Consider the following 25,324-nt stretch of genomic DNA (forward strand, 5'->3'; position numbering starts at 1 on the left):
GGATTTAGCATGGCTCTAATTCGCCAACAGTATCAAATATTGAAACAGGACAAGTGGCTGCTTGCCTGTGTATCTTGGATTCCGGTTGCTTTAGCGCTGTGCATCTGGGGAATCTTTTCTGCCGGCATCGCTCGCGATTTGCCTATTGGTGTCGTGGATCTGGCTCATAGTCCCATGTCTAAACGCTTGAGCCATCAGCTTGATGCGTCTTCGACTCTGAAGATTGAAACACAATTTTCAGATGTCAGTCAGGCAAAAGACGCGCTGGTAGAGAGCCGAATTTATGCCTATGTGGTCATCCCAGACGGTTTTGATAAAGGCATCTACCGTCAGTCTTTGCCTCAAGTCTCGGTATTTTACAACAGCCAATACATACTCGTAGGTCGCCTGATAAATTCGGCGGTTATGCAGTCTATCGGGTATTTCAACGCATCCATTGAAACGGTTCAAAACCTTGCATTTGGTGATACAACCACCCTATCGGCACTCGGCAAAGCGGTGCCAGTATCCACACAAATCACCGCTTTGTTTAATCAAAACACCAACTATGCTCAGTTTTTGGTTTCGGCTATCGTGCCTGCTTTATGGCAGGTCGTGATTGTCGTCAGTACGATCATGGTTCTCGCCGCTAATTATCGTCGTTTTGACGGCTTACACCCATGGTTAGGCTCATCACCAATACACACTCTTTACCATACACTCAAAGGGTATATTGGGGTGTTTGCTTTACAAGGTGTTCTGTTTTTAGCCTGGTTTTACCAAGGGCTAGGATGGCCGATGCAGGGCGCATTTCTACCCATTATTGTTGCGCAATTCATGATGATTTTAGCGTGCATGATCATGGGCTGTTTATTCTTTTTCCTCACTCTAGATGCGACCAGAGCCATGAGCTTCGCCGGAGCGTTTACAGCACCAAGCTTTGCTTTCATGGGGATTACATTTCCCGTTACTGACATGAATATGCTGGCTCAGTGGTGGCGTGCACTTCTTCCTGTCAGTCACTATATTGAGGTTCAGGTATCCCAAGCCAGTTACGGTGTCTCAGCTTTAGACTCAATGACACACCTCACTCCAATGCTGGGTTATTTCTTTGCCGCATTACTGTGCTTGTGGCTTATCAAACAGCACTACCGAAAGGAGCAAACGCAATGAGTTTTGTGACGCTGCTAAAAAGTGAAATCCGCGACTTCTTTAATAACAAAGCCGTCATTCTGACTGTTTTTGGTGGTGTGATATTCTACTCATTCCTATACCCGTTGCCCTACTCACAACAATCGCCGTTAGAACAAAAGATCGCCATTGTAAACTTAGACAACAGTGCCGTGAGCTTTAAGCTAGAGCGCATGGTCAACGCGGCTCCTCAAGTTCAAGTCATACAACGAAGCTACAGCATAGAAGCCGCTAAGAGTGATTTTATTGATGGTAAAATAAGTGGGATACTGGTTATCCCCGAACACTTTTATAAAGACTTGATGATAGGGAAAAGTCCAACTCTCGCCTATGCCGGGGACGCTTCATATTTTCTTGTTTATGGCACAGTGGTTGAAGGGCTCGCACAAACGGGGGCAACACTGGGCGCAGAGGTAAAAGTCGCGCAGCTTATCGCAAGTGGGGAGCCTATCGTTTCCGCCGCCAACCAATATTCAAGTATTAAGGCGAACCTAAAACCAACCTTTAACCCGCGCATGGGCTATGTCGATTATGTGGTTCCAGCCGTCTTTGTGCTGATTCTGCAGCAAACATTAGTCATGGCTGCGGGCTTACTGACCGCCACTCAAAAATCCGTCACTCATTCATGGACAGGCCGTGAACATGTCATGGCACTTCTCGCGCGAACGGTCTTACTCGTGGGTGTCTATCTTGTGCTCAGCGGATACTATTTTGGTGCCAGCTTTAGTTATTATGGTATTAGTACCTTAGCGAAACCGCATGACATTGTGGCACTGTTAATTCCATTTTTAGTGGCTTGCTGTTTGGTTGGCTATGTGATTGGTTATTGGGTGCCCAGACGAGAGTTAGTGACAGTGATTGTTCTTATTAGCTCCATGCCATTGATATTTTTAGCGGGCTTTATTTGGCCGATTGAGATGATCCCTACACCATTACTGTGGTTCGCTCAATCCATCCCAAGCACGTCTGCAATACCTGGGTTTCTATCACTCAACCAAATGGGCGCAAGCTGGCAACAGGTCGCCAGTCAATTCACTCACCTTTGGCTGCTGGTTCTGCTTTGGCTTTTAGCTCTTGGCGGTGTCATCTACAAACAAATAAGAATATGCCGATACGAAGGCGCTAAATCAGAACAGAGTATATCAGCATCGGGGATATCAGCATCTGAGACATCAACATAGGGTGCATCAACGTGCGGTGAATCAAAAAGCTTGAAGTAGCCCTTTGTGATAGTTCGAAATATTGGGTTGAAAATTGAACTCTTGCAGCCAAAGTTCTAGCTGACTTTCCGACTTTGTTAGAGACTCTAAGGTGATCGTATTATCGTCTAATTCCCACAACTGACGAGACGCTGCATAGTTAAACTTGAGAGCCAATAACGCATCTTCATTTCCTTGCTTAGCGGCTGCCAGTAACTTTCTATTTTTACGGTAGATTAAGTTTAACGACTGTTTTAGATCCCACACATACGCGACTTCAAACATAAACGGGTGCGCTTTCAATTTAACGAGCGACAACCCTAACATGAGGGCGCTAGCAACCACACCTAACAAGTTCCAGTGAAAATGTGAGCCAGTATCTGAAGGGAACAGCAAGATAAGGGTTTGTGAAATAGCTAAACTGGCCATAGCCAAACTGACGATACACCCTACAATGACCACATTAAGGCGCGATCGATATGTTTTCTTATCTATATTGACTAATTGCATCCGTACTCCAAATTCACCGTTAATCCCACAGCCGTTAACCTCAATAGCAGTCAGCCCCAAAGCCGCCAACCAGCATCAACAACTCACTCGCCGACTTGGGCTGAGAATTATACCGTGCGTTAAAGATAATACGAGATAATTTATCAGTGGCTAGTTTTAGCGTAATGACCGTCAAGCCTTCCAAATGTGCCCTTTTTCGACATATCACCTACCTATGAAGCACATCCGTTATCTAAAAGCCTTTAGCTATTTTTCTAATGGGTTTTCGTTCATTTGAACTTGCTGAAGTAAGTTTGGCAAAAGCGATAAAACTGTCCGATAGAGCCAACTTTCAATCCAATTTATGCCATCAGGTGCATAAAACGCAGTGTTTTAACTTATATGATTGAATGTTGCGGCGAAAACATAGAACAATATAACCCAGTAAAAAAACGAATCTTTATAAAACGAGGTTGACGACGGAAGGCCTAGTGCCATCGATTAATTTAGCTGGATGATTGCACCTAAAGAGCCTGAAGATAGTTACTTAACCACAGCAGTAAACGTTGAGACATAAAAAGTTTTTCCATATTTTAAAAGAGACATTTATGATGAATATAAATATAAAAACTGTTAAAGCTCACAGATCATTTGAGAACGAATCAGTGATATTCAGACGTTCACTGCTATCCCTATCTATATCAGCCCTTTTATTTTCCAATATTGCCTACGCGGCAGCACCTACACCAAACGCCGATAGCGGTGCCGTAGTTTACGATAAAAATGGGATTCCCATCGTTGATGTAGCAGCACCGACATCAACCGGCTTCTCTTATAATTCGTTTATAAACTATGACGTTGATGATCAAGGGTTAGTTATCAATAATTCATTGAATAGTGGCACTTCGCAGCTAGTTGGTGAATTGGGAAAGAACCACAATTTCACGAACCAAGCTGCAGATGTCGTGCTTGCAGAAGTCGTCGGTGATGAAGCATCCAACCTTCAAGGTATGCAAGAAATGTTTGGTGAAAGCGCTGACTTTATTCTCGCCAATCCCAATGGTATCAACGTTAATGGAGCAAGCTTTCTAAACACCAACGAAACAACACTGAATGTAGGTAATGCACTGATTGATGAAGCAGGTGAATTAGAAGGTCTTACAACCTCAACGTCTGGTATTAACGCTGCACTGAATGTGAAAAGGTCCCTCTCGTCTGAAGGCGCGATTACTTTGCTTTCTCCACAAATCGTGACTGCGAAAAACGCAAATATTCAAGCCGGTGGCGAGTTAAATCTGTATACAGGTCGAATCCACTACCGCCCTTCTGGTATAGACATTGTCGAACAGCTGGAAGGTGATGAACAACGTTCGATTGATGCTCAACTGCTTGGTGCGATGAAAGCAGGCCGCATCAATATCATTTCAACACGTGAAGGGGCCGGCATTAACTTGAACCTTGATACATCTACACAGCGTGGATTGATGATCACTTCAGCTGGAGATTTAGAACTAAGCGGAACACATATTGTAACGGAATCTACAATCGATGCAGAAGAAACAACTACAGAGCACTATTCCGCAGAGCTAAAAGCCTTGGGCAAACTGTATATTAATAATGCCACTATCAACGCATCGGATGGTGTTTCAGTAGCCGCATCGAAGTCTGCTTCGATAAACAACACATCTTTAACAAGTAAAGCTCAAGGTTACATACAGGTCAAAGGCGACGAGGGAGTATCACTTACCAATGTAGCAGCTTTAGGCGGTAGCATTGCCCGGATTGAAAGCACTAATGGCAATCTTAGCGCCAAAAACATAGATATTGAGAGCGAGCGCCAGATTTTAATGGTAGCGAAAAACGCAGTCAGCGTACGTAACGGTAAGTTTAAAACGTCACCCATAGAACCTTCACTCGATTCGTCAGACGTAGGGATTGAGCTCAACTCGCAGGAAGAATCTGTTTCCGTATCTAATATCACTGGCAACTCCGCCGTTACTCAGCTTAAAGCAGATGACAACATCGATATTAGCTCAGCGGATGTTGAAGGTGATTTGGCAGTGTATTCGCAAAATGGGGATATTTCCGCAACAGGTAATATTGATGTATCGAACGATGCCAACATCAATGCGGATAAAGGTACCACAAATTTTTCTGGCAATATTGATGTAGTAGGTTCTTTAGTTGCAGCAGCGGCTAAGTCATCCAGGATATCAGGGAGTTTGTCTGGTGAAAACATCACCGTCACATCAGATGAAAACTTGAGTGTATCTGGCTCTGTGTTCGGAGAGAAGAATGCGACACTTGTGGCGGACGGCTCCACAAACATTAGTGGCTCGGTAAGCGCTACAGATGTCACATTGCGCGGTGACAAGGGGCTAGACTTGAATGGATCGAGTTCACATATTACTGCTAGTAATGACATGTTCTTAGTATCTAACGCCGGTAACGTTACCGTTAAAGGCAGCGGTGATTCAGTCAAAACTATCAGAGCAGATAATAATTTAGTGATTGACGCTAATAATTTCACTGCAACATTAGCAAGTGTTGAAGCAGGTAATGACTTGCAAGTCGACGTTGACGGCACTGTCAATGTCAATGCGAAGTCGAAAACATCTAATGGTAGGAACTCAAACACTGCACGTAGCAAAATTGGTAGAGATTGCTGGGAAATCAGCGTATTTGGTCTGTTCAATTTAAATACTGGTCTAGCTTGCAGTGATCGTATTAAAACGGTCAGAACCAATGAAACCTGGACGGATACGACATATATCAGCAGTCATCTTTCAGCAGGCAATGATCTGACCATTTACAATGCAGATACAATCAACGTGACAGGTTCAACGATTACAGCAGGTAACAATGCTTCACTGATCACGGATAAGGGCAATATCAATATTAAAAATGCCGTCAATAGCCACACTCGCAGAAAAAGTGTTGATCAGACTATCGTTTCAAATTATCGCAACGAGCGTCGCTCGGAACACACGAATTACAGCAAGACTTCAACTCATAGCTCCGTCGTTAAGGCTGAGGCTGACTTAACGCTAAAAAGCGCAAACGACATTAACATTATTGGCAGCGCAGTAATAGCTGGAGGTACCGTATTGATCGATGCGGCGCGTGATGTCGCGATTAAAGCCGCGCAAAACACCGAAACGACAAACTCGACCTTTAACGAATCAAACGTAAAGACAAGTGCCCCAGGTCTACTGGCACTACTTGGTGTTCAGCTCGACTTGAGCAATGCTAACGGTGGATCTGATATTACCTCAACAACTCATACAGGCAGTGTTATTGAAGGAGCGAATGTTCATATCAATGCAGGTATCAACCAGAACACGACAGAAGATGGTTTAATCACAGCTAACAATGTATCAACAGACAAAAATACTTGTTTGACGGATTGCTCTACCCCGTCAAATAACATGTTGTCAAGCAATGGCAATGTACTCGTTGAAGGGAGCTTCATTGAAGCGACTGACGGAGATATTATCGTTAAAGCGGAAAACAATATCTTTAACAATGCGGTATACAATGAAAGCTTTGCTGATGTCTGGAAGGAAGATCATCAACTTAGCACTGGCTTTAACTGGCTAAGCGACTTCTCAATTGAGACTGCTGATCGCAGAGGCGACCTGCAAGCACATCAAAAAATAGCTCAAACGAATAATTACCTGTCCAGCGGTGACATAATCTTTGAGGCGGGCGATAAATTCAATGATCAAGCGAGTATCATCGAAGGTAAAGGCACGGTGTCAGTTGAAGCGGACAGCATTACACAAGAGGCGGTTAAAAATAGCTCCAGCATCAGTGCAAATCTATCTGAATTCACGACTGGTTCCACCTTAAGTGTTGATGTCAATGGTCTGAAAGAGACCAAGAATTCCTGGGGGGCGTTTGCACAATCTCTGATCGACTTGGCCAAAGGCCCGAAAGAGAGCCCGAGAGCTCTTAATGTGAATGATCACTTAAATTATGCGCTTGGTAAAGAAATTAAGCGTGAAACAGTAGTTGATTCATTAGGTTTCAATGACATTAGTATTCCAACTATCCCAGCACCTAATACCGTCGATAAACTCATCAAAGAGCCAAATATCAGTATAGGTATCAATGTAGAATCCGGATCTAAAGAGTCAGAGTACCAACGCATCTATGACGCAGAAAAGGGAGGCTCCATTACAGGTGGAAAAGTCATCCTGACTGCACGAGAAGGGGATATTAACCTCGAAGGTAGTAATATTGAATCAACGGATGGAGAGACCGTTTTAAATGCCAAGAAAGGTGACCTAAACATTACAGCACTTGAAGAGAACTTGTCTGTTTACGCCAAGCAAAGTAGTCAAAACTCTAGCGCTAGTTTTAATATCGGCATTACTCCTAAAGCAACACCTGTCGGTATAACCTTGGGTACTAATATCAGTACTAGTGCCAGCAACTACTACGGAAACAAGACTCAGCACATAGAACACGCTGGCGAGATTGATTCTAAAACTGATACTTTCTTACTAGCAGAAAATGGTTCGATCACCTTGATTGCTACAGACATCAAAGCCGAAGACGACATTAAGATCATCGCTGGTGAGGGTATTGATGTTCAGGCTACGACCAACACCCTATCAACCAGCCAATCGCAGTCTGACACTGATTTCAGCTTTGGTATTGACCTAGCGTCAGCAGCGCCATTCTTAACAGGACTAAAACTTGGTTCGAACGTTTCAAACGAAACGCTTAAGACCAATGGAGAAACCCACGAAGAGTCAACATTTGCAGCAGGTGGTGATATTACAATAAAGACTAAGAATGGAAACCTTGAGCTAACAGCACCAGTAATAGGATCTAATGGTGACATTGAAATTACTGCCGATAATGGTCAAGTTAAAATCAAGGATAGCATAGACAAAGGCAGTGTTTATGCGGCCAAGCACGGTAATGGCTTTAACTTCAGTTGGGCAAGCCCAATAACCATTGGGGCGGGTTTCCATGCTGAAGCTGATACGCACGATATCCAGATTGAAACATCTGATACTGGTGTTCTCATTGCAAACAATAATGTGTACGTGAAAGGTGGGAATGGTTTGGTTCTTGTTGGTGCAGATATCGCTGCAGGCGATACGGTAGAACTGGATGGAGGTAAAGGCTCTATCGACTATCAGGCCTCAATCACTAACAACAGTGAAAACCTATCTGTTAACGAATTCTCATTTGGGTTTGGTAATCTCAAACTCAACCAAGACAATAATTCAGTTAAAGGAAGTGGCTTAACGCTGCCTAGTATCAACACGGATATCGACTTCCAGCGCTTGAACATTTCCTCACATGTAGAGAAAGGGGGCTCTGTTGCTGGCGACAATGTTGTTATAAAGTCGGGCGGTGTGCTAAACCTCCATGGCACAACTATCACAGCAAATAATGAACCAGAAATTGATGTGGCATCAATCACGGCAAAAGCGGCAATTTCTACAGAGAAAGGGAGTGGTGACGGTTTTCAACTGAATCTTGGTATACCTAGCTACAATACTCAAAACCTCGAAAGCGTAACCAAAGGAAAGAAAGGTACCGAGTGGCCAGATCTTCCTTATGTTAATACTGGTTTTCAATACTACTCTGTTGATAAGCAACGAGTAACGAATGCAACCATTAATGGCACAGCCATCAACCCTTCTAGTGAACAAAATATAGACCATGAATTTGGGGTCGGTTTCAAATTCGGTGCCAACTTCTCCAATGCTAATAAACTGAAAAATCAGATCGATAAGATCGATGAGAAGTACGAAGGATTTTCCAATATCACACTTGGTGCTGCTGCAATAGCAACTGCTCTGACTGAAGCAAGCCTCAAGTTCAATGCGGGATCAAACAGACCAGGGTTTGGTTTTAGTCTTAACCCGAAATTCGAACTTGAGCCAGGTGCAAGGATTGAAGAAGAGATTTCTAGCTTCTTTAGCGACGTGCCTAACTTTGCATATTCAGATTTCAAATAGTTGTAAAAGTCGGTTGGGTGAAAACACACTCACCCAACCGAGTTCAGACAAATCAATATCTAGATTGGAAATAAGCAGAGGTCTTCTGTATCCAATTTTCACACAAGAAAAGGACAACTAACGCCACATTTGAGTCCTCTATTAATGCGCTAATCCTCTAACCCCAAAAAATAAAACAAGCATTGTGAAATATGAGGTTTTTAGATGATGATTTTTCGAATAAACAGACATTCAACGTCCAACGTATTATTGATATTGTTCAGTATACTCATGTTCCCACTCTATACAGCAACCGCTGCAGATAATGCAAAGTATTCTGCTATCACACCACAAGAGGCGATAAGCAACCAGCGTCAGGAGTTCCAAAAATATGAGTACCAAAATAGGGAAGAAAAACGTCTCTACACACCCGGTACCCAGCAGCCCGAACATTTTGATAAAGACAACCATAGTAATGACTATCGCTGTCTAGCAGCCAGTCAAATAAGGATCGAAAATAGCGCATTTATTCCTCTGCCGACTCAACGAGAATGGCAGAAAACAATTGATGGTGCTGAGTGTTTTTCACTCGCGATACTCAGAAGTATCCTAAATGAAATTTCAAGTTTCTATATAAGAGAAGGGATGATCACCAGTCATGCATTACAGCCCTATCAAGACAAGGATGGCATCATTGTCATACCAGTTGTAGAGGGAAAGATAGACGAGCTGATTAGTGATGAACAAACCAGTCTCATGCTTCCCATGGTTTACCCAGACGCAGAGAATAGGGTATTCAATATGCGCGATTTAGAACAAGCATTAGATCAAATCAACCGCCTTCGTACTTATGATTACACTTCTTATCTAAAACCCGGTCGCGCTTTCGGAACCAGTACCATAAAGTTTAAACCTACAGATAAACACGACGACCATCATTACTTCGGTGGCGTCGGATACTCAAAGTACTCACGAATAGGTTCGTTCAACGTTTCTCTCGGCTACGATAACCCTTTTGGTATCGTTGATTCGCTCTATTTGTCATTAAGTAGAGAAAAGCCCAATCAATCCCAAAAAAGTCGAAGCGCTGATTTAGTCTATAGCGTTCCTTATGGCTACTCGACTTTTACTCTTAGCCAGTACATATCGAAGTCCGAAAGCAATATACTCCTTGGCTCAGGAGCTACTGCCCTTTATGAGTTCTCATCACAACGTTCTAGCCTTGATATGTCGACTCTTCACTATCGCGATCAAACACAAACTGTCTCATCATCCTTTGCTCTGAAATATACAGATAATCGAGCAGAATTTGGCAATCAAAAGCTTGAAACATCATCAGAACGCATTACCTACCTAGACTTTGGTGTTGATTATGTTAGGCGTGGTTCAGGCCATTTCTTTACCAGTGGTTTTGGTGTGGATATGGGGCTACCCGATCAGTTTGGAACCAAAGAACGAAGTGGGAATTTACCCGACGCCACATATAAAAAAGTATATTTTACAACATCTTACCTGACACTTCTGAACATAGGCTTACATTTCAGAAGCCACTTTATCGGACAATACAGTGAAGACCGACTACCAGGGTTTAAGAAAGTTTCCATAGGAGGGTTCTATTCTGTGCGTGGTTTTAAACAGTATTCCTATGCTGGTAACACTGGTGGATTTATTCGAAATGATCTGACTAAAGAGCTATCACTTTGGTTTGATGATATGCAATCAAACAAGCTTGTTTTCAGTGTGGATGCAGGGATGATAATCAGCGACGACCAAGGCTCAAAAAGGACCCAATTAGTTGGCACAAATATTGGTTGGCGTACATCCATTTACGATGTCAGTGCGCAATTGGATGTCGGCTGGTCACTTTACAACAACCGAGCAGATGCCCCTAAAGACAGCCCTTTTATAATGGGACAGGTCGCCTATCACTTTTAGCGGTTTCACAATGCTTTATGACTTATGGGTAGAAATCTGAACATTGGTTTATTTTAATTTACACAGTAACTTGCATTGAAATCAGTGTTCAAACCAAGACTTTCTACCCGTCTATCATTATCCATCTGTTATTTTATATGCGCCATACTCGCTATAAGTTGTTCACACTCTTCTTGCTGCATGTACCTAGGAACAGGATAGTTCCAGTGAGCTTCACGTAATGACTGCTGTGCAAGCTCTGAAACGTGTTCATCAATAATGACGTCAAAATGGCCGGGTAGATCCAGCTTTAGACACAATGCTTTAATGTAGTCGATGAATGCTTGCGCTTTAACCGTATCACTTGCGCGGCGATCAACAATATCAAGAGTATCGGCTAGGTTTGCCAATCGACCTTTCGCTTCAAACTTTGAGTGCTCTAAAACATAAGGCAGTATGATGGCATTGGCTAACCCATGGGGTGTACCGTATTTCGCACCAATAGAGTGTGCGATGGCATGGGTATAACCTAAACTGGCTTTGGTAAATGCTAGCCCCCCGTAATAGGATGCCAGCGCCATTCTTTGACGTGCCGTTGAATTCTGACCAAACTTCACCGCTTTGACTAAGTTCTCATCAATAAGTTTAACCGCTGCAATCGCATAGCGGTCGGTTTCCGCAGTTGCGTTGCCAGAAATATAAGCCTCAACAGCGTGTGTCAGCGCATCCATGCCCGTTTGTGCGGTAATGTGTGCGGGTAACGCCAGCATAAGACTGGGATCTAGTGCAGCGGCAATAGGCACCAATTTAGGATCCATTAAAGGCGTTTTCAAATGCGTTTTTGGATCAGACACGACAGCGGCAACCGTCACCTCCGAACCTGTACCTGCGGTAGTCGGCAATACAAAGAGTGGCGCTGGCGCTTTCCACACTCGAAGAATCCCAACCAGTTTTTCAATCGGTTTTTTATTGGTAACGCAGGCCGCGATGACCTTTGCACAATCAATAGAAGATCCACCACCAATCGCGACAACACCATGGCATTTGTGCTTGTGGTATAACGCAAGCCCGGCTTCAACTTGATCATAAGTTGGGTCAGGGATCACGCCATTAAACACCTCACAATGAACCCCTACTCTTTCAAACTCAAAGACCAGCCTTTTGATAAAACCTAGCTTTTCAATACCTTCGTCTGAAACCACCAGCACTCGGTTAACGCCCATAATGGAAACACTGTGACAAAGCTGCGACAGTGAATCTTTGCCAAAAAACAAAGTGGGCTTTGAGATAGGAAGAAACTTAGCGGCAACCTTTAATACCCTCATGTACATTTTGTGCAGTAAGTAATAGAGCTTTTGTTCCATTATAAGTCTCTGTTTTGATGCCCCGATATACCTAGCCTAGGCAATACAAGTCGTTATCTCTAGTTTAAACGTCACCTTTTTCAAACTAAATGTTATTAATCTTAAACCTTTAGCGCTTAATCGTGAGCTCACGCCAATAAAGCATCAAGCGACTTTTCACCACAACATGCTAGTGAATCCTCATAATCAGGATATAACCGCTGAATAAAAAACCATCAGAAAGCACATAAGTAGTCACCCAATGCACTGCGCTTCCCGCCTTTAGCCTAATAAAAACCTCTTACTAATAGAAATGTCAGCACAAATCAATTCATTTTTAGTCTAAGTGCACGAAACAAACTCTGGCTCAAATTAACAGACAAAAATGTTGCACCAAAGATTTGTAACGGAATAATAAGGATGTTGCAGATATGTAACACACAACATAAATATCAATACCAAAAATTATAACTATTAATCTTTTATAACTAATTTATTCAGACAGGAAAAATGATGTACAAAAAAATAATGCTCGCCACCCTTGGCAGCGCAGCGGCAGGCAATGTTGCCGCCGCTGGCTTAGATGAAAAAATTAACGAAGTCGTCGCACCGATCGTCAACCCATTTGTAGGAATGATCTTCTCGACCATTCCTTTCCCTTTTACAGACGTGCAGGTGCCTTGGATTGTTTTATGGTTGGTTGTCGCTGCCACCTTTTTTACTTTCTACCTCGGTTTTATTAATGTTCGTGGGTTCAAACACGCACTAGAGTTGGTTTCTGGTAAGTTCAGTAACCCTAAAGCGAAAGAAGATGGCGAAGTCTCTCACTTTCAAGCGCTCACCACTGCCCTTTCAGGCACAGTTGGCCTAGGTAACATTGCCGGGGTTGCTGTCGCGGTTTCTCTTGGCGGCGCTGGGGCAACATTCTGGATGATCCTTGCCGGTCTTTTAGGTATGTCGAGCAAATTTGTAGAGTGTGCTCTCGGTGTGAAATACCGAAATACCAATGAAGACGGAACCGTTTCAGGCGGCCCGATGTATTACCTGAGTAAAGGCCTAGCGAAACGTGGAAACGCAGCTTTAGGTCGAACACTGGCGGTTCTATTCTCAGTGTTTGCTATTGGTGGCGCACTGGGCGGCGGTAACATGTTCCAAGCTAACCAAGCGTTTAAACAGGTGGTTGGCGTAACTGGCGGAGATGCGTCATTCCTTGCTGATAAAGGCTGGTTGTTCGGTATCATTCTTGCGGTTATCGTCGGTATTGTGATTATCGGTGGTATCAAATCTATCGCAAAAGTGACCGAGAAAGTCGTTCCTTTCATGGCGGCCATTTACGTCGGTGCCGCGCTTATCATCATCGGTATGAACTTTGACCGCATAGACGATGCTTTCGCGGCTATCATCAATGGTGCCTTTACTGGTGAAGGTATTGCCGGTGGTGTGATTGGCGTTCTTATCCAAGGTTTCAAACGTGCAGCGTTCTCAAACGAAGCGGGTGTCGGTTCTGCGGCTATTGCCCACGCAGCAGTAAAAACAAAAGAACCGATGTCGGAAGGGTTTGTATCTTTACTTGAACCTTTCATCGATACCGTCGTCATTTGTACCATGACCGCACTGGTTATCATTATCACAGGTTACCTTGATAACGATTCTGGCCTAGCTGGCGTAGAACTGACATCAGCAGCCTTTGGTAGCTCAATCAGTTGGTTCCCATACATTCTTGCTATTGCCGTGGTTCTGTTTGCTTTCTCTACCATGATCTCTTGGTCTTACTATGGTCTAAAAGCATGGACATACCTATTTGGCGAGAGCAAAACGGCTGAAATCATCTTCAAAGTGAAGTTCTGTGTCTTTGTGGTTATCGGTTCAGCGATGAACTTAGGCCCTGTTATCGATTTCTCAGATGCAATGATTTTCTCAATGGCACTGGTCAACATCGTTGGACTTTACATTTTAGTCCCTGAAATCAAGCGTGATTTAGCTGACTACTTAGAACGCCACAAGGCAGGAAAAGTATACAATGTCTCTAATGTAGCTGCCTCAAACGTAACCAAAGATGCTTAATTCATCTCGGTACTGTGTATCGCACAATGATGATATGTACCATGCAATAAAGTTATAGCTTTGAGACAAGTAGCTAAACAGTTCAATTGACGAATAACGTTGAAAACCCAAAACAGCAGATAATTTATCTGCTGTTTTTTTATGGCGGCCATTCCAAGGTAAGTATTCCGTATCAACCAAGAACCTCATCTAACGAGTGGCGATACGATTGATTTGACTCTCAGGCACGGTGCCAAATCGCTAGGCAAAACTATCTCGGTTATCATCTAACCATCGCATTAATTTGTGAATATGCCCTTTCATTTCCTCTAGTTCATCATCTTCCCAACTTTCAAAAACGTGTGAAATATTTGGAAGTAACGCGTTCATTATCTCCTGACACAAGATTAAGCCTTTATCCGTAATTTTAAGATGGCGACGGCGTTTATCCTGAGAATCAGAAATGGATTCCAGTAGCTCTTTGTCGACTAAAACCGTCACAATTTTAGTAATGCCCGGTTGATTCATTTCCATCACATTCACTAACTCGGTAACCGTCCAGCTTCGTTTTGGATTATGAGTAAAATGGTTCAACACACCAAATTGAGAAGGGTTTAACGGCATATCAGCAAAGAGCTTTGCTTCTCGGGTTGCGATTAACTGACGCACAATACCAAGGTGCACCATTAATTGGGCTTCACTCTGTTTTCTCGCGTTCACATTTGTTCCTCCAGCAATGTTAAATGAAGACAAAACGTCGTTTGAAACACGAACAATGTGCTCATTTAAAATACTAACTTGCCAAATCATTCTTTGGAATATACTATACATTCCAAGGAATCGATATTGTTTTTTTACCAGAGGGAGCGAGACATGAACCGTAGAAACTTTATTAAAGTCGTGGGAGTCGGTATTGGAGCTGCAACACTGAGTAGCGCAATCATTAGCGTTAACAGTAATGGGACTCCTGATGATAATTATGGGTGGAATGGACCTTCGCCAGAGCAGCAAGATATTCGCATGCAGGTGCTCTCTTATGCGATTCTTAGCCCAAACCCACACAATATACAACCTTGGATAATTAAGCTGACAGGGCCACTCAGTTTTGACCTTTATGTGGATCCTAACCGCCTACTGCCTAAGACCGATCCTATTTATCGTCAAATCCATATCGGCCAAGGCACCTTTTTAGAAACCCTTGCCATTGCAGCGACAGGGTTAGGCTATGAAGCCAGCTTCGACTATTTTCCTCAAGGTATGTACAGCAATACAGAATTACTCGACAAACCTGTCGCTTCTGTTGTACTCAACAAGCAATCGACATTCACCCCCGACCCGCTTTTTGCTCATATATTAACAAGGCAGTCAAATAAACGTGGGTACAACAATTATCAGTTGACTCAAACAGAAGTGGAGACTCTGAAAGCTTTTACCAACAAACGAGGTCAATACCCGTTAACCATCACCCATTCAGCGAGTGACAAACAAAACCTAGAAAAAATCCTGACTGAAGCCATGCAAATTGAGGTCGACGATAGAGACCGCAGCCATGAAACCCTTGCAATGTTTCGGTTCAACGACGATGAAGTGAAGAAGTACCGAGATGGATTTGGCGTCGCTCAGTCAGGCGTGACCGGAATCAAAAAGATGATTGCTGAAAACTTCTTTCTTTCAAGAAAAGAGATCGAACTCGACCCTACTGAGTTCGATCGCCAGTCGGTCGTTATGGTTAAAGACACGGTGACTTCAACAGAAACCTTCGGTTGGATCAGTAGTGCTGGCAATACCCGCCTTGACCAGATAAAAGTCGGACAAGACTATGCCCGTCTTAACCTTCAAACTGCCGCAATGGGGCTTGTTCAGCACCCAATGAGTCAAGTATTGCAAGAATATTCTGATATGTTGCCACTTCAAGCATCGTTTAAAGAGACATTTAAAATAAGCAAAGACGATACCGTACAAATGTTGTTTCGATTAGGAAAAGCAAATCGCACACCACCCAGTGCACGACGCGTGGTTTCCCAGTTAATGAAAAGTTAAGCGGAGTGCTGGCTATGTACTAACGTCATGAAAGCGATGTTCACAATGAACATCGTTTTGTTTTGTTTTGTTTTGTCGAAAAACTAATCTCCCAATGGTGTTGATAGCAAAACAAATTCTCGCTTAAAGCTGAAACTCTCCTCTCCTGACGCTTGTCCCAACAAATACTCTGTCAACGTCGTAGCAGAATGGCTATCGTGATGACCTTTAACCAACACAGTCGACTGAGTGAGTAATGGGTTGCGCATCAGCGGAATCGTCTCTTCTTCTCCCTGACGCGTCTCTAAAAGCAAGCTTGTCGGCTGGAAAGTAAACCAAGACAGTAGTTGTAAGGTCTTTTGTTCGCTAATGGCGATGTCTTCAGGAAATTTAAGCCACAACTCGTGTGTATCTTGTAAAGCATACACGGCTTCCTGAATCGAACGGTTTAACTGCGTTAAGCTCAGAGAACTCAAATCATTAAATGTGATGACTCCTATATTATTACTGCTCTCCCATTGAATCACGGGACTTGGGGCTGGCGCTGAATCAGTATCTTGCTCGGAATCAGTTGAAACACTTTGCGTACTGTGTTGAGCCAGAGCGACTATATGTATGTCTCCAACCTCATCAGCCATATCTTTGAGCAAGCTTTGCCACTCTTGTTCCAACTGTATATTTTCAGCCTCAACGAAATAAGGTTGATACATTGACTGCCATTTTTGCTCTATATCGACATAATTAGCGTAGTCTTCCACAACCGAATTCCACACGGCATCATAATCATCGGCAAACCCTGTCGTTGTCCGAGCCATGGACATAACCGATGTATTTTGAAGGATGACCTTCATTTTGTCTGTATTGGTTCTACTACCGCTGTCTTTTGCATATAACTCAAAAACATACGTACCCGCCATAGTGGGGTTCACTAATGTCGCCGTTAAATCCTTATCGTTTAGTATGGTGAGCTGTTGTGGCCCCGAAATTTGAGTCCATTTCGTCTCCTTTATACTGTAAAAATTCTTAGGGTATGACTTCGCTGAGCCTTTCAAAGTTAGGGTTGTTTTCGGTAGTGTGTGCAGCTGATCGGCACCGGCATCAACCGTTGGTTTCGTTAGATCGTTAGTACCGTTAATATCATCACTATCACAGCCGGATACGATAAGCAGTAATACAATCAGTAATGCACCTTTAGGATTCATCATTTTCTGTATTCCTCTCATCAAAATCGGTAGCTAAAGCCAGTGGAAACAAACGTATTGTCACTGTCATAGAAATTGATATTCGAGTCTTGGCTTTGATAACCCGCCATCACGTGCAGCTGTATGTTGCGCCAATTGAAAGGGGCACTGTAGCTGTAAATAGAAAACACACTTAAAGAGTCATAATCTCGCTTGAGATTAAAAACTGGGTTTTCAGAGTCAAATTCAGCTTTACTGCCTCTTAACGTGGTGACAAGATTGTGCTGAGAACGATCAAGAACGATAGAGAGTTGCGCGCTGATTTCATCGAAGCTATTGGCATCGCCTTTCGCATCTCTCGTGGTGTAATAAAGGGCGGGGGCGAGAACAAAAGATGGACTAAACGGGATGGCCATTTCAGTACCAAAACGTTGGTAGTTACTTTCCCTGTCAAGTAGAGAGTTCTCATCAGCTGTCAAAGATTGCGATGTGCCTATCTGGTCTTTTTCTACTTCACTGGACGCCACTGCGTATTTTAGCGTAATGGGTAACGCTGAGTTTATGTCGAGCGCAAAACGAATTCCAGCCACCGATTGTTCTGTTGTTTCTCTCTTTTGATTGGTCAAGTATGGGTCTTGCCATACCTCGTCCATCCCTGGCAAGTTACCAAATAACGCAGCGGTTAAGGTCAGCTGTTTATTCAATCTATGAGCGACCCCAACTTCCGCTTGGAACTGCGCTTCTGCAATTTGGTCTTCACTATTACCAAGGAAAATAAGCGTATTCCCAAAACTGTATTGCAAGCGACCGAGAATAAAAGGTGAGGCGCTTTCGACTGTTTTTCCACTGTTGTGTAAGTCGTCGGTAATGGCATTGTCATCATGGGTACTGCTCTGCGACTGGCTTTCGCCTACACCGACATTTAGGCTAATACCACCACTGAAACCTGGGGTGAAAGGATCAGCTTCTGCAAAACTCGCATTTGAGATAAGGGTACAGGTAGCACCAAGTAAAATGCCTTTCAGAGGCGTTGGGAGATTCATGTTAATTCCTTGTGAGTGACGAATCATTGGACACGTCAAAATTAACATTCACACCATGAATGGGTCTTTGTCGTTTTATGGACGATTTGTGTCCAAGTTGGTCACATTGCCCAATCGAGCCTCAGGTTGTCGTATATTCATTGGCCAAGAAAGTTCAAAAGAGGCACCACCAGAAGCCGATTCCCCAACACGTGCCGTCCCTTTGTGCCACACCATAATTTGTTTCACAATCGCCAAACCTAACCCATGACCTTTGTCACTTCTTCGCTCTTGATTCTCGAGTTGAGCAAAAGGTTCAAATATTCGTTCAGCCTGTTCAATAGGTACACCTACCCCATCGTCTTCCACTAAGATTCGATATTGACCATCCTCTACCTCAAACGACATAGTAATCGTTTCCTGAGCAAAGCGGCTCGCGTTAGCCAGTACGTTTTTAACCGCTCTCATTAACCCTTTATTATCAAGAAACACCTGTTGTTCTTTAAGATCGGGGGAGCAATAGAATCGAACATCCAGATCTGGATTCTCTAGCTTGAAATACTCCACTTCGGTGATTAATTCATCGGCAAAGCAGCAGTTAGAGAACTGGTTCATATCCGCAACTCGGTTGTAACGAGACAGGAGGAGGCTCTGATTAATCAGGTGATCAAGATCATCGATACTCGAATGAATGGTTTGCCTGTACTTCTCTTTTAACTCTTCAGAGGTGTTTGTCTCTTCTACCATTTCTAAAGCAAAACGAAGACGATACAGAGGCGTTCTCAAATCGTGGGCAATCGCATTGGTTAGCTCTCTTTGCCCAGCAATGAGTTTCTGAATATTGTCTGCCATTTTATTAAATGAATCGCTTAGCTGTGAGATAACAGACATTTTCGATGCCGTCGCACGCTGAGAAAGCACGCCTTGTCCGAATTCATTCGACGTCTTGACTAGCCGCTTCAAATCTCTCCACAATGGATAGGCCCACATCACCATGGCAATTGAGATGAACAAAAAAAAGAAGATTACAATTGCAGAAATCAGTTTCATTTCAGTCGCCGTTGAGATGTTATCTTGCACATGAAGCCACACATTGGGGGCGACAGATGCCAGTAAATTTATCTCTCCTAAGTGATTTGTATACGAGATAATTTCTTGGGATTTACCAATGAGCGCTTTTGTTGCCTCTGGTGACAATTCACTGTCTGTTTTTAAACTAATTTGAAAGGGAATATTTGAATTTTGAGTGGCTATTTTTTGCGCCCACTCACTCTCAGGATAACGGCGTAAATCCTTTACAGCCAAATACAGTACCCCTTTTGCTTGATTGAGTACCGCAAGTTCTGTGGATTCATTCAGTGCCAAATAGAGCACTCGATCGCTATCGCCTACGCGCTGCAATAGGGCCATAGGATCACCAAACAAAAATTTGATTTCCCTTCGCTGAAGAGCATCATAAAGATGAGGTTCCGACTTATACTCTTCGATGGGTTGAAGTTTCAGTGGGTAACCAAAGTGAACCGAATAATTAGCGATGGTCGATTGCCATTGGTTTTGTGGAAGTGCGAGCAACTCTTCGCTCAACATTTCAAAATTAACGCTATAGGTCTGTTTATAAAAGTCTTCTGAAAAGGACTCGTTGATACGCTGTATAGGATTAATCGATGTGGGAATAATGAGAAGAATAATGGGCACAAAGACAGCAAGCCACAAAATTGAGAATGCTTTAATCATGCCACTGCCTCTCCCGAAGCCAAACAAAGCTGGTAACCTACGCCGCGCACGGTTTTTATCAGTTCAGGTTCATTCGGATCATCATGAAGCGAACGACGTAAACGCGAGATTCTTCGGTCGATTGAGCGGTCGAGCCCATCGTATTCAAACCCTCGGATATGCTGCGCGATATCATCCCGTGATACCACACTGCCAACATGTCTAGCGAGCAGATAGAGAAGCTCAAATTCAGATGTTGTCAGCTTAATGGGTTGTTGATTCAGGGTGACCGTTCGATGTTGAAGGTTGATGAGAAGCGATCCTAGTTTGAGCTGGTCTTGACTATTTTCTAGCGCGCTTCGCTCTTGACGTCTTAGCAACGCCCTAATCCTTGAAAGCAAAAGACGTGGCTTTACTTTTTTGACAATGTAATCATCCGCACCAAGCTCTAACCCCATCATCTGATCAATATCATCGTCCAACGCGGTTTGCATCAAAATCATGCCATGATATTGAGAACGAATTGCTCGGCAAACCTCCATACCACTCTGCCCTGGAAGCATCACATCCAAAATAACAAGGTCAGGATGTTTTGCTAAGATCACATCAACCGCAGTCATCCCGTCGGAAACTATCTCAATCGAAAATTCATAATTCTGAAGAAAGTCTCGTATTAACTCGGCAAGTTCTATGTCGTCTTCTACAAGGATGATGTTAAAAGAAGCAGATAAATTCATGGACCCAAACAAAATGATGATTCATGAGAGAACTATAACTCAAGCTTATAGTTACCTATGTGACCATTTGTGACTAACAAAAAGAAATGTGAGCTTCCTAAACAAAAAGAGCGGATGAATTGTCTCCATCCGCTCTTTAACTTATAAGCCTTTTGTGACCATTAGCGTGTATCGCTTAAACGAATACCCTCGCTGTGACGTTGTATTATTTGTTTACGTTCACTTGAAACTAGATGGTTAACGCTGAATAGGCCACACCGATGAAGCCCAAACTTGCCAAAACTAATACCGCTTTGTTCGCCATGACACCGCCGTTTTCAGCCGCTTTACCAAACATACCGAAGACTAATGGGTGCACTAGAAAGGTCATTGCGAAAGTAAAGGTAATCAAACTTGCCGCGGTTGCACCAAACATGCCTTCTTGAACCGCCGCAAATAAGCCAAAGTGAGACAAACCTGACGCTGCCGACATAGATGCATGCTCAAGAGACATACCCGCCAGGCTTAAGATAGTAAAGCTACCAAATACCGCGACGATCTGCCAACCTAGTGAGAACTGCATCAACCCTTTAACTTCGGTTGCTTCACAGCCATTAGAATTGCGTAAGTTCTTTAAAGAAAGAGCAACAAAAGCTGCACCAACCAGAATCAGTGGAATAGTCCATTCAACCATCAACGCATTACGCTCTGCACTTGCCGCCAAAATCGTAAAGACAAAGATGTGACCCGCAAATGGAATGTTAATCATGATTGGTGCACGAGATGATGCCGTGCGACCAAAATCACCCGCTGTACACGCACCTGTTAGGCCAGAGTGAGATAATCCACCCGCCATACCCGGCGCTAGGTTACGTAAATGGTTCGCTTTCCCCAAGAAGATAAGCAGAGCAAGACCACCAAACATCCAGAAAATCTGACCAGAAAAACCATAAATAATCACATTGCTTAGGCCCGGAATCGCAAACGCTTCAATCATGTGCGAACCACCAACAAGAAAGCTACCCGCAAGCACAAGAGGAATACCAGCAAACAGTAGAGCATTCATCGTTGGACCCAATTTCCAATTCGGCATCATCATGCCTAAGCCAGAAGAAACGATCATCGCAAAGAAAATCTGTGGAAGGCCAATAAATTGAGCTGCCATCGTTGAAAGCCACAGGGAAACATTAAGCACCACAATGAGTGCCACCATTTCAACCAAACCTTTACGAAGATATTGCTGTCTGTTCGCGGTTTTCGCTCTGTTATCAATAAAGATAAATGCCACAGCCAAACTGATGTACGACAGGATCAAAAACGATTCACCCAGAGGGAAATTCTCTGCACGGCCAGAAATAAGCACATCGGCCGTTTGAATACCAATCAGTAATAAGAACGCGCGCACAATAAAGGTTAATTGAGTACTGGTCGTTCCAACAATCACTTCCTTTGTAGACGCAACAAAGTAGCTATCGTCAACGTTAAAATCTTGCTTTGAAAGCAGACGTTTGATCTCTTGGCCGCCCACAAAAAATGAAGCAATCAGTGCGATAACTGTGGTTTGGCTCATCAGAACGACAACAGGAAACTCGCCTAGACCAGGGGCAGCCATACCACTTTTAACAAGCAATGCGCCCAGGCCCAAACCAAATACAACAATAACCAATAGAGATGAATACTTTGTACCAGCAACAATGGTGCGAGAAACAAGCACCATTATTGTCAATGCAACCAATGCAAGGAAATAGTGGTTAACAGCAGATAGAACGGAAATATGTTCCATTAGAACTCCAATAAAGAATAAAAGTAAAACGACTCACTCGTGCCAAATGTGCGAACCCTTGCCACTCATCCCTTCAATTGTCAGTGGCACAAAGTGAGTAAACTTTGGTTTGTAAACGGTGATCTATAATCGATGACGTATTACGCGACGATGGCAGTAACAACATCATCAGAAACTGGGCTGACTGCATCGTTGAAAAGAGAACGCAGTGCTTTAAGAACTTCCTGACGAGAAACCACACCAACGTATTGGCCATTTTCAAGCACGGGAAGAATCTGAGGCTTGTTGACTTTGATCGACTTGGCGCGTTCTTCGACTGACAATGTGGTCAATTGAGTGGCATAACCCATAGTGCTTGATGGGTACAGCTGCTCTTTATCTAGCGCCAAGTACTCTAAAACATGTGTTAAGCGTTCATTGATATCAATCGTGACAAGATCGGTTTTCATTAAATCCGCAACTTTAACGTCATTTTCAGGAATGTAATCTTGGCACCACATTTCAACCATGACATCGTGCGTCGATAAGAACCCAAGTAGCCCACCGTTTGAGTCACAGACGGGTGCCCCATTAATCCTATTTTTAGACAGTAGGTCGATAGCCGAAGGTAGTGAGGTGTTTGCACTCAAGCTAGGCGCTTGTGCATTGAAAATGTCTCTTACAGTAAGTAAAGCATTCATAATATTCTCCTAATTAAACCAAGACGTTGTTAGTTATTCATTGAAACCATTTGCTCAAGTGAGCTGATGAGATGAATATTACTCAGCCAATGATAATAAGTAAAATTCATTTGTATTATGATTACAATCAATTTTATTGATACTTAAAAATCTATAACGATTACGATGAGGTAAAAGAAACCCCTTAAAATAATTTGATTTACTCTACTAAACGGTTGAAATATAAGATTACGAAAATCGCAGAATAAGACGATACGGCTCCAATAAAAATTGATACAATATTTAACTTAGATTCAAAAATTTGATTCGTTGATGTTTACCACCCTCTAAGTGGTGTTTCCCTACTTTTAGGTAGGTTGAAGGAGCAATAGTGCGATATTCGTTAAAACAATTAGCCGTGTTTGATGCAGTGGCAGAGCTAGGCAGTGTTAGCCAAGCAGCCGAAAGGCTTTCTATTACTCAGTCAGCGGCCAGCATGTCTTTAAGCCAACTTGAAAAGTTGTTAGGGCGAGATTTGTTTGTGCGTCAAGGTAAAGATATGCGCCTGAGCCATTGGGGTAACTGGCTTCGCCCCAAAGCAAAACGACTTTTGCAAGATGCTGAACAAATTGAATTAGGATTTTTTGACCAGCATATTTTTAGTGGCAGCATTAACATCGGCGCAAGCCAAACCCCTGCTGAACATCTGGTGCCCGAGCTTATCAGTAAAATTGATAATGATTTTCCCGAGATTCGTGTTGGGTTAGAAGTCAGAAGTACGCACCGCGTGATTCAAGGGGTACTGAACTACCAATACGATATTGGTATTATCGAAGGCCGTTGCGATGATAACCGAACTCACCAAGAAGAGTGGTGCCGAGATCACTTAGTGGTGGTAAGTTCTGCCCACCATCCTTACGCTAAAAACAAACGCGTAAGCCTTTCACAGCTGGAACAAGCTAAGTGGGTTTTAAGAGAAGGCGGGGCAGGCACTCGTGAGATATTCGAAAGCGCGATGGTCCCTTTAATACCCGATTTAGACGTGTGGCGTGAACACTCTTACGTTCCTGTTATCCGAACCATGGTTGCCAATGGTCAGTATCTTTCATGCTTACCCTACTTGGATGTTGCACCCAACATTGCACGTGGTGAATTAGCCGCTCTCAATGTGCCAGAACTCAAAATGGATCGTGCTATTTCATTTATTTGGCGTGCCGATGTGGGCGACCACCCTCTTCTCGAGTGTCTTAAACGAGAAGGGCACAGAATGATCAAAAACAGCAAAACGGTAGAACGATAATTCGCCCCACCGTTTGGCTGTTACCTTGATGTGCAAAATACTAAAACCCGAACAAGATACTGAAATGTGGGAAAGATATTTGCACACAGAGATCAAATCCAACGTTAACTGATTGACTAACGTTGGATTTGATATTCACTCAAACCTGCTTTTCCCTTGAATCCTGGCTCTAATGATAGCCATCATGATATTTGATGATTCTCTTCACTTCGATTGCGCCATAGCTATTCGTTAGAGTGCATAAATAAAATTGATGATCTCTATCAGTCAATGACGCCGTCAGTTAATTACACACTCATCGCTCTTTTCTTTTTTAAAGTCACTCTCAATCTAGCAAGTTTACATTGGTAATTTGCAAATCTTGTTCGCTTTACACCTTAAATTGCAACGTTTGTGCATTCAGTTCCTCAGCCGATTGCGCCACTTCATGACTCGCTCCCGCTAACTGCTCAGCACTCGCCGAAGTCTGAAGAGACATCTCACTAATAGTTGCAATACTGTCGCTCACCGTATCTGTGACTTTGGCTTGCTCTTCTGCCGCCGTAGACACTTGTTCCATTTGCTCATTGATCTGATTAATCGATGAGAGAATATCCACAAAGTTCTGCTTGGTTTGTTCGGAGAGATCAGCAGTCACCTTGACTTGGTTTTCACACCGACTCATATTCACACTTGCCGAATCCGCGGCTTCTTGAACCGACGATATCATCGTCTGGATTTCAGAAGCAGATGTTTGAGTTCTTTGCGCCAAGGTTCGCACTTCGTCAGCGACAACCGCGAAGCCTCTTCCCGCCGCTCCCGCTCGAGCCG

The 25,324-nt window shown here is 43.3% G+C and carries 17 protein-coding genes; 7 read left to right on the forward strand and 10 right to left on the reverse strand.

Annotated elements, in window-relative coordinates:
* The first annotated feature begins 9 nt into the window (after positions 1-9).
* Both A1QO_RS04335 and A1QO_RS04340 read left to right on the forward strand, forming a co-directional pair.
* Complete coding sequence (locus tag A1QO_RS04335; RefSeq protein ID WP_017039350.1) at positions 10-1,152, forward strand: ABC transporter permease; 1,143 nt, start codon at positions 10-12, stop codon at positions 1,150-1,152.
* Positions 1,149-2,351: an ABC transporter permease gene (locus A1QO_RS04340; RefSeq protein ID WP_017037842.1), complete on the forward strand. Its 1,203-nt coding sequence runs from the start codon at positions 1,149-1,151 to the stop codon at positions 2,349-2,351. Before A1QO_RS04335 ends, A1QO_RS04340 begins: the two co-directional genes overlap by 4 nt.
* Positions 2,352-2,372: 21 nt before the next feature.
* Here the strand turns inward: A1QO_RS04340 and A1QO_RS04345 are convergent, their stop codons facing one another.
* Positions 2,373-2,879, reverse strand: coding sequence for a DUF3087 domain-containing protein (locus A1QO_RS04345; RefSeq protein ID WP_017033892.1), 507 nt, complete (start codon positions 2,877-2,879; stop codon positions 2,373-2,375).
* Positions 2,880-3,466: 587 nt separating this feature from the next.
* On the opposite strand from A1QO_RS04345, the gene A1QO_RS04350 reads away from it, so the two are divergent.
* Complete coding sequence (locus A1QO_RS04350; RefSeq protein WP_017039352.1) at positions 3,467-8,842, forward strand: hemagglutinin repeat-containing protein; 5,376 nt, start codon at positions 3,467-3,469, stop codon at positions 8,840-8,842.
* A gap of 270 nt (positions 8,843-9,112) precedes the next feature.
* Positions 9,113-10,756 (forward strand): ShlB/FhaC/HecB family hemolysin secretion/activation protein, encoded by a 1,644-nt coding sequence (locus A1QO_RS04355; protein WP_241790394.1) that lies wholly within the window; start codon positions 9,113-9,115, stop codon positions 10,754-10,756.
* Positions 10,757-10,884: 128 nt separating this feature from the next.
* Here A1QO_RS04355 and A1QO_RS04360 read toward each other — a convergent pair whose 3' ends face one another.
* The gene (locus A1QO_RS04360) at positions 10,885-12,099 is read right to left on the reverse strand and encodes an iron-containing alcohol dehydrogenase (RefSeq protein WP_017039354.1); all 1,215 of its coding nucleotides are present in this window, start codon (positions 12,097-12,099) and stop codon (positions 10,885-10,887) included.
* 492 nt (positions 12,100-12,591) lie between these two features.
* Between A1QO_RS04360 and A1QO_RS04365 the strand changes: the two genes are divergently transcribed.
* Positions 12,592-14,142 carry an alanine/glycine:cation symporter family protein gene (locus A1QO_RS04365; RefSeq protein ID WP_017037043.1) on the forward strand — a complete coding sequence of 517 codons (1,551 nt, stop codon included), beginning with the start codon at positions 12,592-12,594 and terminating at the stop codon, positions 14,140-14,142.
* Positions 14,143-14,382: 240 nt separating this feature from the next.
* On the opposite strand, the gene A1QO_RS04370 is transcribed toward A1QO_RS04365, so the two are convergent.
* Complete coding sequence (locus A1QO_RS04370) at positions 14,383-14,952, reverse strand: MarR family winged helix-turn-helix transcriptional regulator (protein ID WP_241790395.1); 570 nt, start codon at positions 14,950-14,952, stop codon at positions 14,383-14,385.
* Positions 14,953-14,994: 42 nt separating this feature from the next.
* Here A1QO_RS04370 and A1QO_RS04375 point away from each other — a divergent pair, with 42 nt between their 5' ends.
* Positions 14,995-16,161: an Acg family FMN-binding oxidoreductase gene (locus tag A1QO_RS04375; protein WP_017039355.1), complete on the forward strand. Its 1,167-nt coding sequence runs from the start codon at positions 14,995-14,997 to the stop codon at positions 16,159-16,161.
* An 83-nt stretch (positions 16,162-16,244) separates the two neighbouring features.
* Here A1QO_RS04375 and A1QO_RS04380 read toward each other — a convergent pair whose 3' ends face one another.
* The 6 genes from A1QO_RS04380 to A1QO_RS04405 form a co-directional block, all read right to left on the reverse strand.
* A complete protein-coding gene (locus A1QO_RS04380; RefSeq protein ID WP_017039356.1) occupies positions 16,245-17,345 on the reverse strand; it encodes a PKD domain-containing protein in 1,101 nt (366 codons plus the stop codon).
* Positions 17,346-17,362: 17 nt separating this feature from the next.
* Entirely contained in the window at positions 17,363-18,364 is a 1,002-nt protein-coding gene (locus A1QO_RS04385; RefSeq protein WP_017037039.1) for a DUF2860 family protein, read from the reverse strand.
* Positions 18,365-18,439: 75 nt separating this feature from the next.
* Positions 18,440-20,077 carry an ATP-binding protein gene (locus tag A1QO_RS04390; protein WP_017039357.1) on the reverse strand — a complete coding sequence of 546 codons (1,638 nt, stop codon included), beginning with the start codon at positions 20,075-20,077 and terminating at the stop codon, positions 18,440-18,442.
* Positions 20,074-20,793, reverse strand: coding sequence for a winged helix-turn-helix domain-containing protein (locus A1QO_RS04395; RefSeq protein WP_017033904.1), 720 nt, complete (start codon positions 20,791-20,793; stop codon positions 20,074-20,076). The genes A1QO_RS04390 and A1QO_RS04395 overlap by 4 nt, the downstream gene beginning before the upstream one ends.
* 229 nt (positions 20,794-21,022) lie before the next feature.
* On the reverse strand, positions 21,023-22,555 hold the full coding sequence (locus tag A1QO_RS04400) for a hypothetical protein (RefSeq protein WP_017033905.1): 1,533 nt from the start codon (positions 22,553-22,555) through the stop codon (positions 21,023-21,025).
* Between the two features lie 140 nt (positions 22,556-22,695).
* Positions 22,696-23,235: a CBS domain-containing protein gene (locus tag A1QO_RS04405; protein ID WP_017039358.1), complete on the reverse strand. Its 540-nt coding sequence runs from the start codon at positions 23,233-23,235 to the stop codon at positions 22,696-22,698.
* A 370-nt stretch (positions 23,236-23,605) separates the two neighbouring features.
* On the opposite strand from A1QO_RS04405, the gene A1QO_RS04410 reads away from it, so the two are divergent.
* Positions 23,606-24,514 (forward strand): LysR substrate-binding domain-containing protein, encoded by a 909-nt coding sequence (locus tag A1QO_RS04410; protein ID WP_017033907.1) that lies wholly within the window; start codon positions 23,606-23,608, stop codon positions 24,512-24,514.
* A gap of 370 nt (positions 24,515-24,884) precedes the next feature.
* Here A1QO_RS04410 and A1QO_RS04415 read toward each other — a convergent pair.
* Positions 24,885-25,324, reverse strand: a 440-nt coding sequence (locus A1QO_RS04415) for a methyl-accepting chemotaxis protein (protein ID WP_038132091.1), incomplete at its 5' end; no start/stop codon positions are given.

The organism is Vibrio genomosp. F10 str. ZF-129, assembly GCF_000287055.2.
Lineage (GTDB): Bacteria > Pseudomonadota > Gammaproteobacteria > Enterobacterales > Vibrionaceae > Vibrio.

Coding starts and splice junctions, on each gene's coding strand:
- A1QO_RS04335 (WP_017039350.1), top strand. CDS start 10: ATGGCTCTAATTCGCCAACAGTATCAAATATTGAAACAGGACAAGTGG.
- A1QO_RS04340 (WP_017037842.1), top strand. CDS start 1,149: ATGAGTTTTGTGACGCTGCTAAAAAGTGAAATCCGCGACTTCTTTAAT.
- A1QO_RS04345 (WP_017033892.1), bottom strand. CDS start 2,879: ATGCAATTAGTCAATATAGATAAGAAAACATATCGATCGCGCCTTAAT.
- A1QO_RS04350 (WP_017039352.1), top strand. CDS start 3,467: ATGATGAATATAAATATAAAAACTGTTAAAGCTCACAGATCATTTGAG.
- A1QO_RS04355 (WP_241790394.1), top strand. CDS start 9,113: ATGTTCCCACTCTATACAGCAACCGCTGCAGATAATGCAAAGTATTCT.
- A1QO_RS04360 (WP_017039354.1), bottom strand. CDS start 12,099: ATGGAACAAAAGCTCTATTACTTACTGCACAAAATGTACATGAGGGTA.
- A1QO_RS04365 (WP_017037043.1), top strand. CDS start 12,592: ATGTACAAAAAAATAATGCTCGCCACCCTTGGCAGCGCAGCGGCAGGC.
- A1QO_RS04370 (WP_241790395.1), bottom strand. CDS start 14,952: ATGTATAGTATATTCCAAAGAATGATTTGGCAAGTTAGTATTTTAAAT.
- A1QO_RS04375 (WP_017039355.1), top strand. CDS start 14,995: ATGAACCGTAGAAACTTTATTAAAGTCGTGGGAGTCGGTATTGGAGCT.
- A1QO_RS04380 (WP_017039356.1), bottom strand. CDS start 17,345: ATGATGAATCCTAAAGGTGCATTACTGATTGTATTACTGCTTATCGTA.
- A1QO_RS04385 (WP_017037039.1), bottom strand. CDS start 18,364: ATGAATCTCCCAACGCCTCTGAAAGGCATTTTACTTGGTGCTACCTGT.
- A1QO_RS04390 (WP_017039357.1), bottom strand. CDS start 20,077: ATGATTAAAGCATTCTCAATTTTGTGGCTTGCTGTCTTTGTGCCCATT.
- A1QO_RS04395 (WP_017033904.1), bottom strand. CDS start 20,793: ATGAATTTATCTGCTTCTTTTAACATCATCCTTGTAGAAGACGACATA.
- A1QO_RS04400 (WP_017033905.1), bottom strand. CDS start 22,555: ATGGAACATATTTCCGTTCTATCTGCTGTTAACCACTATTTCCTTGCA.
- A1QO_RS04405 (WP_017039358.1), bottom strand. CDS start 23,235: ATGAATGCTTTACTTACTGTAAGAGACATTTTCAATGCACAAGCGCCT.